The following is a 13,834-nucleotide window of genomic DNA, read 5'->3' on the forward strand; positions in this document are numbered from 1 at the left end:
TGCGCCTCGTACCGGCCGGTCAGCCGGTACGGCGGAGGGTGCGGCGCACGGCCAGGCCACCGAGAGCGGCGGACAGGAGCGCCAGGATCCCCGCCTCGGTCCACTGGAAGCGCCAGAACCGGGACGCCGAATGGTGGTACACCGCGTACCGGTAACCCTTGCCGAACAGGCACGCCTGCCACGCGTCGGCGTTCTTGCTGCTCTGCCCCACGTCGACCCGGCGCGGGCAGCCGCTGCCGGTCGGCTCGGCGACCTCCCTCCCGGACGGCTCCACCCAGGCGGCGCTCACCAGCCGGGCGTCGGGGTCGTCCAGCACCACGGTGCCGGACAGCTCGGCGCGCGCCGGCTCGGCGTAGAGGTCGCTCAGCTGGAACAGCGTGAACATCGTCACCGTCACCCCCGCCACGACCAGCGCCATCGCGGGCAGCGTACGGCGGAACAGGGTGCCGGCGGCGGTGCCGAGCGCGAACGCGTACAACCACCACGCCGCCGGCTCCACCCCGACCATGTTGAACACGCCGATGTTGCCGAACGTGGAGTCGACCCCCTCCCTGAACACCGGCCGCCACAGGCTCACCATGATCGACAGCAGCAGGCCGCCCGCCACGACCGCGCCGCCCAGGATCGACAGTTTGACCGCCAGCCACCGCCACACGGGCACGGCCTGGGTCCAGGCCAGGCGGTGGGTGCCGCGCTCGTACTCGCGGCCGAGCAGGGGCGCGCCCCAGAACGCCCCGATCAGCGCCGGCGCCACCAGGGGCATCCAGCCGAACACCGAGTACACCGCCTCGTAGCGCTGCCCGAGCGCCACCGCCAGCTCTCCGCAGGCCACGGCGGGCCCCGGGCAACCGGGCGGGGCGTGCTCGGCCACGTACCAGCCGGCCTCCACCGCCGAGCCCAGCAGCAGCAGCCCCAGCAAGGCCAGGAAGCCCGCCGTCACGAGGATCTGCGCCCGGTGCTGGCGCCACGTCACCCAGATCACGCGCCCACCTCCGTCGGGTGCGGCAGCGCCGCCGACTCGGGGCTGCGCAGGTAGCCCATGACGAGCTCGTCCAGCCCTGGGCGCCGCGCCTGCCAGCGCGGATCGAGCGGCGGCCCGCCTCTCACCAGCAGGCCGGCCTGTCTGCCGCTACGGCTCGCGGCCACCACCCGCATCCCCGCCGTCGACGCCTCCTGCGGCCCGGTGAGCACGAGATGCCCCTCCAGCAGTTCCTCGATGTCCCCGCTGACCTGCAGCCGGCCCCCGTTCAGCACGATCAGCCAGTCGCAGGTGTCCTCCAGGTCGGAGACGACGTGCGAGGACAGCAGCACGGTCAGCGCCCGTTCGGCGGCCTCGGCCATGATCGAGCGCATCACGTCGTGGCGGGCCAGGGGGTCGAGGTTGGCCAGCGGTTCGTCCAGCACGAGCAGGTCGGGCCGGCTCGCCAGCGCCAGGGTGACCGCCACCTGCGCCTACTGCCCGCCCGACAGCCCGCTCACCTTGCGCCGCAGCGGGACGCCCAGCCGGGTGAGCCGGTCGGCGGCGGCCGCGTCGTCCCAGCGGGTGTTCATGCGGCGGCCGAAGGCGAGCATCTCGGCGACGGTGAAGCTCTCGTACAGCGGCTTGTCCTGCGCCACGAACGCCGCCTCGCCCGCCACGCGGACGCTCCCCGCCGCGGGCCGCAGCAGGCCGACGGCCGCGTGCATGAGCGTGGTCTTGCCCGCGCCGTTGGGCCCGACGAGCGCCGCCACGCGCCCTGCGGGCACGGCCAGCGAAAGGTCACGCAACACCCAGGTACGGCGATGACGCACCCCCAGCCCGGTCACCTCCAACGCGGAACTCATGCCACCCCCTCCTTCGCGGTGTCGGCCAGGACCACGGTGAACAACGCCCGCAGGTCCTCCTGATCGAGCCCCACCGAACGGGCCTCCCGCACCCATGCCTCCAGACCGCGTCGCAACCTCGTGTGCTCGGCGAGCGTCGCACCCGCGACGCCCTGCCGGACGAACGTGCCCATCCCCGGCCGCCCCTCGACCAGCCCTTCGCGCTCCAGCTCCCGGTACGCCTTGAGCACGGTGTTGGGGTTGATGGCCAGGCTCTCGACCACCTCGCGGGCCGTCGGCAACTGGTCGCCGGGCCGCAACGTGCCCAGCCGGAGCGCCTGTCTGACCTGGTGAACGAGCTGAAGGTAGCGCGAGACCCCCGAGCCGCGGTCCAGGTTGAACTCGATCAACGGACCACCCTTTCACTAATTGAATAGCGAAAGGGTGGTGGCCGGAGACGCTCGTTGTCAACCTCACCCTCTTCGCTTCGGTAGGGGCATAAAGCCTGGAACACCTAGCCCCTGAGGGTGTATAGGTAGGATGTAACCCGCTGATAACCCCAAGCTGGAAGGGCGTCGTCATGCCGAAGATCAACGTGTACCTCCCCGACGAGCTGGCGGAGGCGGTCAAGGCCGCCGGCGTCCCGGTGTCGGCGATCTGCCAGCGCGCGCTGGAGCAGGCGGTGCGCAGGATCACCGCCATCCGCCAGACCGCCCTCGGCGAACTGGACGCCGGTGACCTGGCCGAACGGCTGCCGCGCTTCACCGACCGCGCCCGCACGGTCGTCAGGCTGGCCATCGACCGGGCGCGCGCCGACGCGGCGCCGACCGTCGGCACCGGGCACCTGCTGGCCGGGATGCTGGCCGAGGGGCAGAACCTGGCGCTGCACGTGCTCAGAGCGGTCGACATCGACCCCGCCCAGATCCAGCGCGACCTGGACCGGCAGGCGGCCGGCGAGGAAGGCGGGGCCGGCGGCGACTCGGTGGTCCACTTCAGCGACCCCGCCGCCGGCGCCCTCGAACTGACGGTCACCGAGGCGACCGCGATGGGACACAACTACGTCGGCTGCGAACACCTGCTCCTGGGACTGATCACCGAGCCCGACGGCACCGCCGGACAGGTCCTACGGGCGCTGGGCGCCGAAGCCCGCCTGGCACGCCGGGCCGTGACCGCGGCCCTGGCCGGCTACGTGCACCTGCGCGCCCAGACGTCGACCGCCGGCGACCCGGCCCAGGCGCTGGCCGTGGCGGTGCAGCAGCAGTTGCAACCGCTCATCGAGCGCATCGAACGGCTGGAGCAGAACCTGGGCTCCGCGTCCGGGCCCCGGTGACCAGGGCCGTGGACACGCCGATCCGCCGCCGGCGAGCCCCGTTACGCCTGGCCCGCACGCTGATCAGCTCCGTGGCCATCGCCGTCTTCTGGCTCCTGATCCTGCTGCCCCTCCTCCTCGACAGCCGGTGAAGCGGGCGCGCTAGTCCTGGAGCCGCATGAGCTGCCACTGCGCGAACGAACTGACCTCCTCGTCCCCCACCCTGGCGGCCAGGCGCAGCAGCGCCGGGTCGTCCTCGGCCATGCGCGTCGCGATCGCCGCGGCGAACAGGCGGGCCACGGGGTCGTCGCCCTCCAGCGCGGCGACGACCTCACCCGGGTCGGGGTCCTCGGTGTCGGAGGCGACCAGCCCGGCCGTGAGCCGGCCGACCTCGGGGTCGGCCAGCCGGGACAGCCCCGCCATGAGCTGTTCGGTCGAGGCCATCGCCAGGAGGTGCAGGACCTTCCACCGGATGCCGGTGTCGGAGGTCCGGCTCAGGGCGAGGGTCTGGGCGATGACGTCGGCGTGCCGCTCGTCCGCGGCGAGCAGCACGAACTCGACGGCGAAGAACCGCACCTGAGGCCGCGGATGGGCCAGCAGGCCGGGGACCTCGTCCAGCAGCGGCTCGGCCGGCTCGCCCAGCTCCGACAGCAGCCAGGCGCCGGTCTGCACGGCGTCGTCGTCGCCGCTGCGCAGCAGGACGCGCAGGTTCTCGACGGGATAGCCGTCGAACAGCTCGTTGAGCAGGTCGTTGGCGGCCTGGCCGCGGGCCTCGTCGTCGGCGGGGCGGGCGAGGATGCGCGCCATCAGGTCGTCGCCCGTCTGTGTCTGCATCTCGCGTTATTTCCCCTCGTTGGCCTTGCGCTCAAGGTCGTTCAGGAGCTTCTGCTCCTGCTCCAGCCGGGCGGCGTGCCCGGAGTCCTTGCCGAGCCGGGCCTCGTTCATCTTCCGCGTGAGGATGCTGTCCTTGACCTCGGCCGCCGCCTGCCTGGCCTGCTCCGGTGTCATCTTGCTGACGTCGTTGCTGTTGGGCAACCTGCCGTGCATGCGCTGCGCGGCGTTGTCGAAGCTCGCCGAGGCGTTCGGGTCGTAGCCGCCGCCCTTGCCGCCCTTGCCACCGCCGCCGCCCCCGCCGCGCCTGCGCCGGATCTGGAGCATGCCGTCGCGGGCGTGCGGCCGCTTCTCCATCTCCTTCATGATGCGGCGCATGGTGTCGGTCACCCGGCCGCTCAGCACCGGCGCCAGGCCCCTGGCGGTGCCCTCGGCGCCTTCGAGCGCCACCTTGCCCACGGCGTGGCGGGTCATCTGCATGCGCGCGAGGGCGAGCATGCCGCCCGCGGCGCCGCCGAACAGCAGCGCCTGGGTGGCGGCGGTCAGTCCGTACGCGGCCTGCGTGCCCACGGCCAGCTTGACCGCGCTGACCACGTTCGCGGTGCCGTCGAGGACGGCCGGCGCGACCTTCGCCGCGGAGGCGGCCTGGGAGATGTGGCCGCCGCCGTCGCCGACCTGGTTCCAGTGGCTCGCCAGGTACGTGGCCGAGTCGCCCTGGTAGGACTGCCGCGCGTTGCGGACCGACTCGTCGGCCGCGGTGCCCTGAGCCGACGACGCGGCGAGGACGACCCGCCAGTCGTTCGCCTCGAGGCGCCACTCGTCCTCGTTGTCGTTCGGCCAGGGGAAACCGATGAGGTTGAGGAAGCCCGCCACGTGCGGGTCGAGTGTCACCGCCATGCGGGGCCCCCGAAGCTCTCGACGGTGGCGCTCTCCGCCGCCTGGGTGTTCCTCGACACCATGCGCAGCCCTTCGCCGGTCTCGGCGATCTGGCCGCCGATCCCCGTCAGCGCGTCGAGCGAGGTCTGCAGGCATTCGTTGTAGGTGGCGATGATGGTGGCGAACAGCCCCTCGCCGCCGAAGGTCCGGGCGCCGCTCCCCCGCTGCCGCAGCCGCATGACCGCGGCGTCGTAGCTCGCCCCATGGCCGGTGACGTACGCGCCGTCACGACCCACCGCCCCCGTGGCGATCTCAAATCCCGTCATGCCCAGAAAGCATATCCAGTCAATTCCGGCACAGATGTTTACCTCTACACTGAACTTTCCCGTGACTGACTGTCGGAGGTCGACATGCGTTCACCTGCGCCGGAGGACGACGCCGAGTACCTGCACCAGTACGTCGCCCAGAGCCGCCGCGCGATCCGGGCGCTGCACGACGCCAGGGCGTCCATCGGCCGGGTGGAGGGCCGCGCGGAGAGCGACGACGGGCTGGTCGAGGCGTTCGCCGACGGCCACGGCGTCCCCACCCGCCTGCGCATCGACCCGCGCGCGCTGCGCCTGGACGAGGCCGCCCTCGGCAGGAAGACCGCCGAGGTGCTGCGGGCCGCACAGGACGACGCCGGGCGGCGGGCACGGGAGATCGCCGACGGCGTGCGGGACGCCACCGCCGCCGTGCCGGCACCGCTGGACGAGACCTTCGTACGCGCGCGGGTCGAGCAGGCGATCAACGACCTTTACTAGGAGGCGAAGCGTGTTCGGGCCGCAGATCGACCCCGCCAACATCAGCGAACGCGAGCTGGACGAGGCCGCCCGTCAAGGCGAGCGCATGCTGGCCTGGCTGGAGTCGGCACACGACGAGTTGCGGGCCGTCACCGGCACCGGCGAGGGCCCGTCGGGCCACGTGCGGGTGACCGTCGATGCCGACGGGCGCGTCCTCGACGTCCGCTACGGCCCGCGCGCCCTGCGGCTGGGCGGCCAGGACCTGGCCGAGGAGACGCTCGCGGCGGTACGGGCGGCGGCCGCCGACGTCCGGCGGCGCACCCACGACCTCATGCGCGAGGCCGTCCCCGGCTACGACCCGGACCGGACGCAGGCCGAGCTGGAACGGCTGCTCGGCGCCGAGTGGGCGTGAACCAGGCACGGGATGCGACCCGGCGTCATGATCGAGGCATGGGAGGACGAGCACGGCGCCGGCACGGCGACGCCCCGCGTCGCCCCAGCCGTACGGCCGTGCTGCTCTCCGGCGGCACCATGCTGTGCAGCATCGCCTCCAACTTCGGCCAGGCGCCCGAGCGCGCCCATCACATCGCCGCCGCCTCTTACCGCTAGGACCGAGACCATCAACGCGCCCGTCCCTGTCGAAAGGTCACGGTGAGGCGGTCCGGCCGCCGGCGCGTGAGCGCCAGAGCAGCCACACGAAGTACGGCGTGCCGAGCAGTGCGGTGACCAGCCCGGCCGGCACCTGGGCGGGCGCGATGACGGTACGCCCCAGCGTGTCGGCCAGGCTGACCAGCATCGCCCCGAGCACCGCCGCGGCGGGCAGGAGCCGCACGTGCCTGCCGCCGACGAGCGCGCGGGCGGCGTGCGGGGCGACGAGCCCGACGAACCCCACCACGCCGACGGCCGAGACCGCGGTGGACGTGAGCAGCACGGCGCCGCCCAGCGCGAGCAGCCGCACGGGCTCCAGCGGCACCCCGAGCACCCGGGGCGTGTCCTCGTCGAGCGCGAGCAGGTCGAGGTCGCGCCGCAGCCACAGAGCGAGCGGGAGGAAGAGCGCGAGCGCCACGGCCACCGGCAGGAGCTGGGCCGGAACCCGCCCGTAGGTGGAGCCGGAGAGCCAGGTGAGCGCCTTGGCGGTGTTCCACGGGTCGGACTTGACGATGATCAGCACGGTGACCGCGTTGAACAGCGCGTGCGCGCCGATGCCCATGAGCACGAGCCGGTCGGAGCTGAGCCCGCCACGCCAGGCCAGCAGGTGGACCAGGGCGAAGGCGGCGAGCGCGCCGAGCCCGGCCGCGCCGGACACCGCGGCGATCCCGGCCATGGGCACGAGGGTGAGCGTCGCGACGGCCGCCGCGCCGGCGCCCGCGGTGATGCCGAGCACGCCCGGCTCGGCCAGCGGGTTGCGGGAGACGGCCTGGAAGGCCGCGCCGGAGACGGCGAGCGCCGCACCGGCCAGGACCGCCGCGGCGACGCGCGGCCAGCGCTGGTCGAGCACGTACGTCAGGGCCCTGCCGGTCCTGCCCCGCAGCCAGTTGGCGACGTCGCCGAGCAGCAACCAGGTGTCGCCGCCGAGCAGGCCCAGCACGACGGCGACGATCAGCAGCGCCGTACCGGACAGCAGGATCACGGCGAAGGCGGCGCGGCCGGGGTCGGCGGTGCGGACGGTCGGCGGCCGCCGGGTCGGCCCGGCGTCGCGGTGCCGGCGGGCCAGCCACATGAGCACGCCCGCGCCCAGCATCGCGGTCACCACGCCCGGCGGCACGTCCACGCCGGCCTGCGCGCCCAGCACGAATCGCAGCGCGATGTCGGCGGCGAGCAGGACGACCACGCCGGCCAGCGCCGAGAGCGGCACCAGGACGCGGTGCCGGCCCAGCTCGGGCAGCCGCCGGGCCAGCAGGCGGACGACGACCGGCGCGCACAGGCCGACGAAGCCGATGGGCCCGGCCACGGTCACCGCGGCGGCCGAGAGCATGACGGCGAGCACGACGACGGTCAGCCGCAACCGCCGGACGTCGACGCCCAGCACCGAGGCGGTGTCGTCGCCCAGGCCGAGGATGTCGAGGCGGGAGCCGAGGGCCACGGCCGCCCCGATCGCCACCACGATGACCGGGGCCATCTGGCTGACGCCGCCGAGGTCGCTCTGCACGAGCGAGCCGCTCCCCCAGGCGAACAGGCCGGTGTTCTCCTCCTGGAAGAGGATCATGAGCAGGGTGGTCGTCGACTGCAGGGCCAGCGCGGTCGCGGAGCCGGCGAGGATCAGCCGGGTGGTGCCGGTCCTGCCGCCCGCCGACAGGGCGAGCACCAGGGCGGCGGCGGCCAGGCCGCCGAGGAAGGACAGGCCGCCGGACAGGAAGGCCGGCAGGCTCAGGCCGAAGGTGGCGGCCAGCACGACCGCCAGGTAGGCGCCGTTGCTGACGGCGAGGGTGTCGGGCGAGGCCAGCGGGTTGCGTGCGACCGACTGCAGCAGCGCGCCCGCCGCGCCGAGCGCGACGCCGACGCTGACCGCCGCCAGCAGCCGCGGCAGCCGGGAGGCGACCAGGACGTTCATCGCCTGCTCGTCGAGCGCGAAGAGGTCGGTGTCGGAGGTGCCCTGCGTCAGGTGGAGCGCGGCGAGCGCCGCGATGACGGCCAGGGTCACGAGGAAGGCCCCCGCGACGCCGAGCCTGCGCAGCGGCGTCGCGGGGGCCTCGACTGCGGTGATCACCCGGCGTAGGCCTTCACCAGGGCGTCGGCGTACTGCCGGCACGACAGGGGGCCGCCGAAGGTCCAGATGCCGTCGGGCAGTTTGGTGATCTGGTTCTGCCTGACGAAGCTCAGCGACTTCCACAGGGAGTTGCCCGCCAGGTCGGCGAAGACGTCGACGCCGTCGGAGGCGTTGTAGAAGAAGCGCAGGTTCTCGTCCTTGACCGCGGTCATGCCCTCGACGTCGGTGCTGCCGAGGCCCCACTGCTCGTCGACCTCGCCGGTCCAGGCGTTGGTGAGGCCGAGCCGCTCGGCCACGTCGGAGACCAGGGCGCCCTTGCCGAACGGGCGAATGGAGATCTTGCTGCCGTCCTTCCAGCCGTCGGCCATCATGAACTTCTGCCCGGCCGAGCCGGAGGCGGCGATCCTGGCCTTGCCGTCGGCCATCGCGGCGTCGAAGTCGGCCATCACCTTGGTCGCCTGCTCCGTCCTGCCGACGGCGGTGGCGAGCATGGTGAGGTCGGCGCGCATGCGGGTGAGGTTCGCGGCGGCGTCGCTGCCCTTGGCGACGATGACCGGGGCGATCTTCTCCAACTGGCCGATGAGGCCGGCGTCGTCGGACTCCATGACGACGAGGTCCGGCTGGAGGGCGGCGATGGAGTCGACGCTGGGCTCCTGGCGGGTGCCGACGTCCTTGACCGAGGGGTCGAGCGGGGCCGCGGTGACCCAGGTGCCGTATCCCTTGACGTCGGCCGCTCCGACCGGCTGGACCCCGAGTGCGACCAGCATCTCGACCTCACCCCATTCCAGGCCGACGACGCGGGTCGCGGGCCGGTCGAGGGTGACCTGCCTGCCGCGGGCGTCGGTCACGCTGATCGGGGCCGCGGCACCTGACGGCGCCTGGGTCGCGGGAGCCACGGGGGGCTCGGTGGTGCCGCAGGCGGTCAGCAGCAGCATGGCGGCCATGACCGCCGGGAGGGAACGCATGGGATCTTTCAGCCTTTCATCGCCAGGTGGCGGCCCAGCGGCCTGGTGCGGACCAGTCCGGTGAGGGAATCGATCGTGGCCTCGACGCGGATGCCGTAGGCCTCGGTGAGCAGGTCCTCGGTGAGCACCTCGGGCGGCGCGCCGTCGGCGCGGACCCGGCCGCCCTGGAGCAGCACGACCCGGTCCGCGATCTCGGCGGCCTGGTTCAGGTCGTGCAGGACGACGCCGACGGCCACACCGTGCCGGTCGGCCAGGTCGCGCACGAGTTCGAGCAGCTCGACCTGGTAGCGCAGGTCGAGGAAGGTGGTGGGCTCGTCGAGCAGCAGCACGCCGGCGTCCTGGGCGAGGCAGGTGGCCAGCCACACGCGCTGCATCTCGCCGCCGGACAGCTCGTCGACGGCGCGTCCGGCCATGGCGCGCACGCCGGTCAGCTCCATGGCGTGCTCGATCGCCGCCTCGCCGCCGGGGTCGCCCGCCCGCCAGCGGCCGCGGTGGGGGTGGCGGCCGTAGCCGACCACGTCCTTGACGCGTACGCCGGTCGGGGTGGGACGGCTCTGCGCCAGCAGCGTCACCCGGCGGGCGAAGTCGCGGGCGGACAGGGCCAGGGCGTCGGCGCCGCCGGCCAGCCGTACCTCGCCGGAGTCGGGGCGGTGCAGCCGGGCCAGGGCGCGCAGCAGGGTGGACTTGCCGCTGCCGTTCGGGCCGACCAGGGCGGTGACGGCGCCGGTGGCCAGGCTGATGCAGGCGCCGTCGACGACGGGGCGGCCCGCGTAGCCCAGGCACAGGTCGGTGCCGGTGAGCGCGGGGCCGGAGCAGCCCGGGAGCAGGGGGTCGGTCATGGCGGGCTCACGCGTCCTCGGAGCGGCCCTGGCGCCAGTAGCCCATGAAGGCCACGGCCTTGCGGTCCATGCCGCGTTCCGAGACCAGGTGGCGGCGCAGCCGCTTGATCACGGCCGCCTCGCCGGCCAGCCAGGCGTAGCAGGGGCCGTCGCCGTTCTCGGGGATCTCCCAGAGGATCTCGGCGTCGACGTCGATCTCCTCGGGCTCGGCGCCTGCCGCGCCCGCGGGAAGGAGCCTGGCGGCGGCCTCCGCGACGGCGGGCTCCAGGCGGGCGCCCCACGGAGCGTCGCCGCGGGCGAGCCAGGTGACCTTCACCCCCGACTCGCCGACGGCCGGGAGGAAGTCCTCCTCGTGCGGCACCTCCAGCAGGGCCTCGCCGGTGACATGGGCGGGCAGGCGCTCCAGGATGCCGACGATCGCCGGGACGGCGGTCTCGTCACCGGCGAGCAGCACGGTGCCGAAGCCGGCGGGCGGCCGGAACTCCAGGCCGCCGTGGAAGCCGTCGTAGCGGCCGTTCGGGCCGAAGATCGCCGCCTGGGAGCCGGGCTCGGCGGTGGCGATCCAGCGGGCGGCCGGCCCGGCGGGCCCGGCGGAGTCGTCGTGCAGGACGACGTCGATGTCGACCTCGGCGGCCTCGGGGCGGACCGCCCGGACGGTGTAGGTGCGCAGCGGGTTGCGCTGGTCGCCCTGGGCGTACCACTGCTTGAACCAGTCGGCGCCGCGCGGGAAGCGCGTCACGCCCGCGCCGGGGGTCGGCAGGACCAGCTTGACGCGCTGGTCGTACCCGTTGTCGGCGAACTCGTGCAGGTCATCCCCGGTGAAGGTCACGCGGAGGAACGACGGACTCAGCCGCCGTACGCCTCGAACCTGGACGTCGAAGGCACGAAAAGGGTCAACCACCACGGAGCTCCTTAGTTAGGTTAGGCTAACCTACATTGAAACCTCCGATCGGAAAACCCGCCGACAGGAGCCGACGCCTTTACAACGTAGATCACGTCCAGGTCGGAAAATTCTCGGCCGGAGTTGTCGGATCCGGGCCGCGTCGTTCGTAGCCAGGGTGAACAGTCGCCCCCGAGGGGCTGTCACGACCAGCTGTCACGACCGAGGGAGACGCCGACCGATGCAGCACCACCCGCAGGCCAGGATCCACCGCATGTTCGAGCTCGTCGAGCCGATCGCCACCGCCACCTTCTCCGAGGTGGCCAACGAGGCGTTCCTGGCCGTCGGCATGCGCAACTACTGGGACGGATACTTCGCCGGCCGGGCCGCACCGCTGGGCCTGGCACCGGCCGAGGTGGTCCACGCGGTGTTCTACAACTTCGCCGACGGCGAGGTGGCACGCCACATCCCCTGGGTGTGGGGAAAGATCACCCCGCAGGAGGCGATCACCGTGCGCGAGCAGGGCAGCGCCGCCGCCCTGCGGCAGATGATCGGGGAACTGGCCGACTCCCCCGGTCTGGTGCGGGCCGCCGACCTCGCCACCCGAGCGGCGGTCAGCGCGCCGGCCGAGGGCCGGCCACTGTACGCCGGGCTGCGGGCGCTCGACGTGCCCGAGGAGCCGGTCGCCAGGCTCTGGCACGCGGCGACGCTGCTGCGGGAGCACCGCGGGGACGGCCACAACGCCGCCCTGCTCGCCCATGGCATCGGCGGCACCGAGGCCCACGTCCTCATGGCCCTCTCCCTCGGGATGCGGGCGGAGGAGTTCGGCCGGATCCACCACCTGCCCAAAGCGCGGCTGACCGCCGTCGTCGACGGGATGCGCGCCCGCGGCCTCGTGGACACCGCCGGCGGGTTCACCGACGCCGGCCGGGAGACCAAGCAGCGGATCGAGGCGCTGACCGACGAGCTGGCCGCCCCGGCGTACGACGTGCTCAACGCGGACGAGCTCGACGAGCTGGCCGCGAAGCTCGAACCGATCGCCGCCGCGGCATCGGCCTCCGACAACTGAAAGGACCGGGCCATGGCGAGCACTGCCGACTACCGGACGACCGTGCGGGTGAAAGCCTCTCCTGACGCCCTCTTCGACGCACTCACCACCACTGCGGGGCTCGCGGCGTGGTGGAACCCGGCGACCGGGTCCGGCACGACCGGCGGCGAGCTGCGGTTCCTCATGAACGCCCCCGAGCCGCTCGTGATCCGCGTCGAGGAGGCGACCCGGCCGACGTCGGTGCGATGGACCGTCGTCGACTGCCCCTTCCTGCCCGACTGGATCGGCACGAGGCCCGCGTTCACCATCACCCCGGTCGGCGGCGGCACCTCCGAGCTCGTCTTCCACCACCAGGGCCTGAGCGGGGACCTGGAGTGCTTCGGCATGTGCAGCCGCAGCTGGCAGCACTACATGACGAGTCTGCGCGACCATCTGGAGGCCGGCGGTGGAAGCCCGTTCGGCAGCCCCGCGGACCGTGCCCGCCGGCGAGCACAGGCAGCCGGCCCGGCCTCAGGGGTTCTGGAAGGACACCTCCGGGTTGGCGGCGGACGGGCCGTTCAGCAGGGGCTGCCGCTCGCCACGGAGGTGCCGGCCGAAGAAGGCGCCGACGTACCCCGTGGTGATCTCGCCCGACCGCTTGCCCGACAGGGGCGCGGCGGGGTCGACGATCCCGACCTGCGCGCCCAGGATGGGCAGGTCGATGAAGGTGAAGTGGCCGGAGTCGGCGACGGTCAGCCAGCGCTTCCAGCCGTCCAGGCGCGGCCAGTCCCGCGCCCAGGTGGTGTCGGCGGAGCCGGGTGAGTGCTGGGCCTTGGTGCCGAGCATGAGGAACGGCCGCCCGCCGAGGCCGGAGGCCGCGACCGGGGCGAAGAACGAGCCGTCCATGTTCACCCCGGCGCGGACCCGCCGGTCGGCGGCCATGACGCTGGCCGCGGCGTTGCCGCCGAGCGAGTGGCCCGCGGCGCCGATCCGGCGCGGGTCGATCATCTGCCAGTGCTTCCAGGCGGGCGCGGACCGTACGGGGCGGGTCAGCCGGTCGATCACGAAGGACAGGTCGGCTGCCCGGTTGACCGCGGCCTTGGCCATCAGCGCCTTCTCCGCCTCGTCGGAGGGGGCGCTCTCCACCGTCTCGCAGGCGACGCAGGTCAGGGTACGGCCGCCGGGGAAGGTCGTGCCGAACGACTCGTAGGCGTGATCGACGAGGGCGACGACGTAGCCCTTGGAGGCGAGGTCCTCCGCGAGCGTGGTGAGGGTGGCCCGGTTCAGGGTGAACCCCGGCGAGAGCACCACCAAGGGGTGCCTGCCGCCGACGGGACGGGCGTTCAGGTGCGCGTTCGTACTGACGTCGGCGAGTTGCCCGGGCTTGAAGACGGTGTCGAGCTTCTGCCCCCTGAGGAGCAGCCGGGCCTCGTCGACGGTCATGTACGGCGCGGCGCTCCCGCCGGTGCGGGCCGGGAAGTACACCGACACCATCAGCTCGCGTGCGGCCGCGGGCATCCACGGGTCGCGGCGGCCGGCGTCGACGAGGTGCAGGGTGTCGCGCCCCACTTCGTACCGGCCGGTGGGCTGCGGGATCGCGACGCGTACGTCGGAGGTGCCCGCGGTGGAGGCGGCGGCGGGCGACGACGCCGCGACGGCCGCCGGGAGGGCCAGTGCCAGGGCGAGGAGGAGGGGGGCGGGGTTACGGCGAGTTCTGATCATGTACAGAACTGTAGAAATGACGCCACCACCCCCCACATGCCCGAAAGACAGGCTCGGACCCTTACTTTTGACAGGGGTCAGGGCTGAGGAGGCCGG

The 13,834-nt window shown here is 73.3% G+C and carries 18 protein-coding genes and 1 pseudogene; 7 read left to right on the forward strand and 12 right to left on the reverse strand.

Annotated elements, in window-relative coordinates:
- Positions 1 to 19: 19 nt before the first annotated feature.
- Genes ABZ459_RS00315 through ABZ459_RS00330 form a run of 4 tightly spaced genes read right to left on the reverse strand, consistent with a single transcriptional unit; the run spans position 20 to position 2,213 of the window.
- Positions 20 to 982, reverse strand: coding sequence for a hypothetical protein (locus ABZ459_RS00315; RefSeq protein ID WP_357964167.1), 963 nt, complete (start codon positions 980 to 982; stop codon positions 20 to 22).
- On the reverse strand, positions 979 to 1,446 hold the full coding sequence (locus tag ABZ459_RS00320; protein ID WP_357964169.1) for a hypothetical protein: 468 nt from the start codon (positions 1,444 to 1,446) through the stop codon (positions 979 to 981). Before ABZ459_RS00320 ends, ABZ459_RS00315 begins: the two co-directional genes overlap by 4 nt.
- A gap of 6 nt (positions 1,447 to 1,452) precedes the next feature.
- Positions 1,453 to 1,824, reverse strand: coding sequence for an ABC transporter ATP-binding protein (locus tag ABZ459_RS00325; protein WP_357964171.1), 372 nt, complete (start codon positions 1,822 to 1,824; stop codon positions 1,453 to 1,455).
- Entirely contained in the window at positions 1,821 to 2,213 is a 393-nt protein-coding gene (locus tag ABZ459_RS00330) for a GntR family transcriptional regulator (RefSeq protein WP_357964173.1), read from the reverse strand. Before ABZ459_RS00330 ends, ABZ459_RS00325 begins: the two co-directional genes overlap by 4 nt.
- A gap of 170 nt (positions 2,214 to 2,383) precedes the next feature.
- On the opposite strand from ABZ459_RS00330, the gene ABZ459_RS00335 reads away from it, so the two are divergent.
- The gene (locus ABZ459_RS00335; protein ID WP_357964174.1) at positions 2,384 to 3,133 is read left to right on the forward strand and encodes a Clp protease N-terminal domain-containing protein; all 750 of its coding nucleotides are present in this window, start codon (positions 2,384 to 2,386) and stop codon (positions 3,131 to 3,133) included.
- Positions 3,134 to 3,141: 8 nt separating this feature from the next.
- Positions 3,142 to 3,264: a hypothetical protein gene (locus ABZ459_RS00340; RefSeq protein WP_357964175.1), complete on the forward strand. Its 123-nt coding sequence runs from the start codon at positions 3,142 to 3,144 to the stop codon at positions 3,262 to 3,264.
- Positions 3,265 to 3,274: 10 nt separating this feature from the next.
- Here the strand turns inward: ABZ459_RS00340 and ABZ459_RS00345 are convergent, their stop codons facing one another.
- From ABZ459_RS00345 to ABZ459_RS00355, 3 genes are read right to left on the reverse strand one after another with little or no spacing between them, the layout of a single operon-like run.
- Positions 3,275 to 3,946 carry a hypothetical protein gene (locus ABZ459_RS00345; protein ID WP_357964177.1) on the reverse strand — a complete coding sequence of 224 codons (672 nt, stop codon included), beginning with the start codon at positions 3,944 to 3,946 and terminating at the stop codon, positions 3,275 to 3,277.
- Between the two features lie 6 nt (positions 3,947 to 3,952).
- On the reverse strand, positions 3,953 to 4,840 hold the full coding sequence (locus ABZ459_RS00350) for a hypothetical protein (protein WP_357964179.1): 888 nt from the start codon (positions 4,838 to 4,840) through the stop codon (positions 3,953 to 3,955).
- On the reverse strand, positions 4,831 to 5,145 hold the full coding sequence (locus ABZ459_RS00355; protein ID WP_357964180.1) for a hypothetical protein: 315 nt from the start codon (positions 5,143 to 5,145) through the stop codon (positions 4,831 to 4,833). The genes ABZ459_RS00350 and ABZ459_RS00355 overlap by 10 nt, the downstream gene beginning before the upstream one ends.
- Before the next feature lie 84 nt (positions 5,146 to 5,229).
- Between ABZ459_RS00355 and ABZ459_RS00360 the strand changes: the two genes are divergently transcribed.
- From ABZ459_RS00360 to ABZ459_RS00370, 3 genes are read left to right on the forward strand one after another with little or no spacing between them, the layout of a single operon-like run.
- Positions 5,230 to 5,619 carry a YbaB/EbfC family nucleoid-associated protein gene (locus tag ABZ459_RS00360; protein ID WP_357964182.1) on the forward strand — a complete coding sequence of 130 codons (390 nt, stop codon included), beginning with the start codon at positions 5,230 to 5,232 and terminating at the stop codon, positions 5,617 to 5,619.
- A gap of 10 nt (positions 5,620 to 5,629) precedes the next feature.
- Positions 5,630 to 6,010, forward strand: a complete 381-nt coding sequence (locus tag ABZ459_RS00365; protein ID WP_357964184.1) for a YbaB/EbfC family nucleoid-associated protein — start codon at positions 5,630 to 5,632, stop codon at positions 6,008 to 6,010.
- Positions 6,011 to 6,048: 38 nt separating this feature from the next.
- Entirely contained in the window at positions 6,049 to 6,207 is a 159-nt protein-coding gene (locus tag ABZ459_RS00370) for a hypothetical protein (protein ID WP_357964185.1), read from the forward strand.
- Positions 6,208 to 6,244: 37 nt separating this feature from the next.
- Here the strand turns inward: ABZ459_RS00370 and ABZ459_RS00375 are convergent, their stop codons facing one another.
- The 4 genes from ABZ459_RS00375 to ABZ459_RS00390 are packed head-to-tail and all read right to left on the reverse strand — an operon-like array spanning position 6,245 to position 11,013.
- Complete coding sequence (locus ABZ459_RS00375; protein ID WP_357964187.1) at positions 6,245 to 8,305, reverse strand: iron ABC transporter permease; 2,061 nt, start codon at positions 8,303 to 8,305, stop codon at positions 6,245 to 6,247.
- Positions 8,302 to 9,270: an iron-siderophore ABC transporter substrate-binding protein gene (locus tag ABZ459_RS00380; RefSeq protein ID WP_357964189.1), complete on the reverse strand. Its 969-nt coding sequence runs from the start codon at positions 9,268 to 9,270 to the stop codon at positions 8,302 to 8,304. Before ABZ459_RS00380 ends, ABZ459_RS00375 begins: the two co-directional genes overlap by 4 nt.
- An 8-nt stretch (positions 9,271 to 9,278) precedes the next feature.
- On the reverse strand, positions 9,279 to 10,109 hold the full coding sequence (locus ABZ459_RS00385; protein WP_357964191.1) for an ABC transporter ATP-binding protein: 831 nt from the start codon (positions 10,107 to 10,109) through the stop codon (positions 9,279 to 9,281).
- A gap of 7 nt (positions 10,110 to 10,116) precedes the next feature.
- The gene (locus tag ABZ459_RS00390; protein WP_357964192.1) at positions 10,117 to 11,013 is read right to left on the reverse strand and encodes a siderophore-interacting protein; all 897 of its coding nucleotides are present in this window, start codon (positions 11,011 to 11,013) and stop codon (positions 10,117 to 10,119) included.
- A 217-nt stretch (positions 11,014 to 11,230) separates the two neighbouring features.
- On the opposite strand from ABZ459_RS00390, the gene ABZ459_RS00395 reads away from it, so the two are divergent.
- Positions 11,231 to 12,058, forward strand: a complete 828-nt coding sequence (locus ABZ459_RS00395; RefSeq protein WP_357964194.1) for a helix-turn-helix domain-containing protein — start codon at positions 11,231 to 11,233, stop codon at positions 12,056 to 12,058.
- 12 nt (positions 12,059 to 12,070) lie between these two features.
- Positions 12,071 to 12,415, forward strand: a pseudogene (locus ABZ459_RS00400) (SRPBCC domain-containing protein); the annotation flags it as partial.
- A gap of 132 nt (positions 12,416 to 12,547) precedes the next feature.
- Here the strand turns inward: ABZ459_RS00400 and ABZ459_RS00405 are convergent.
- Complete coding sequence (locus ABZ459_RS00405; protein WP_357964195.1) at positions 12,548 to 13,738, reverse strand: alpha/beta hydrolase; 1,191 nt, start codon at positions 13,736 to 13,738, stop codon at positions 12,548 to 12,550.
- Between the last annotated feature and the right edge of the window lie 96 nt (positions 13,739 to 13,834).

Origin of the sequence: Nonomuraea sp. NPDC005692 (assembly GCF_040631115.1) — a bacterium.
Taxonomy (GTDB): Bacteria; Actinomycetota; Actinomycetes; order Streptosporangiales; family Streptosporangiaceae; genus Nonomuraea.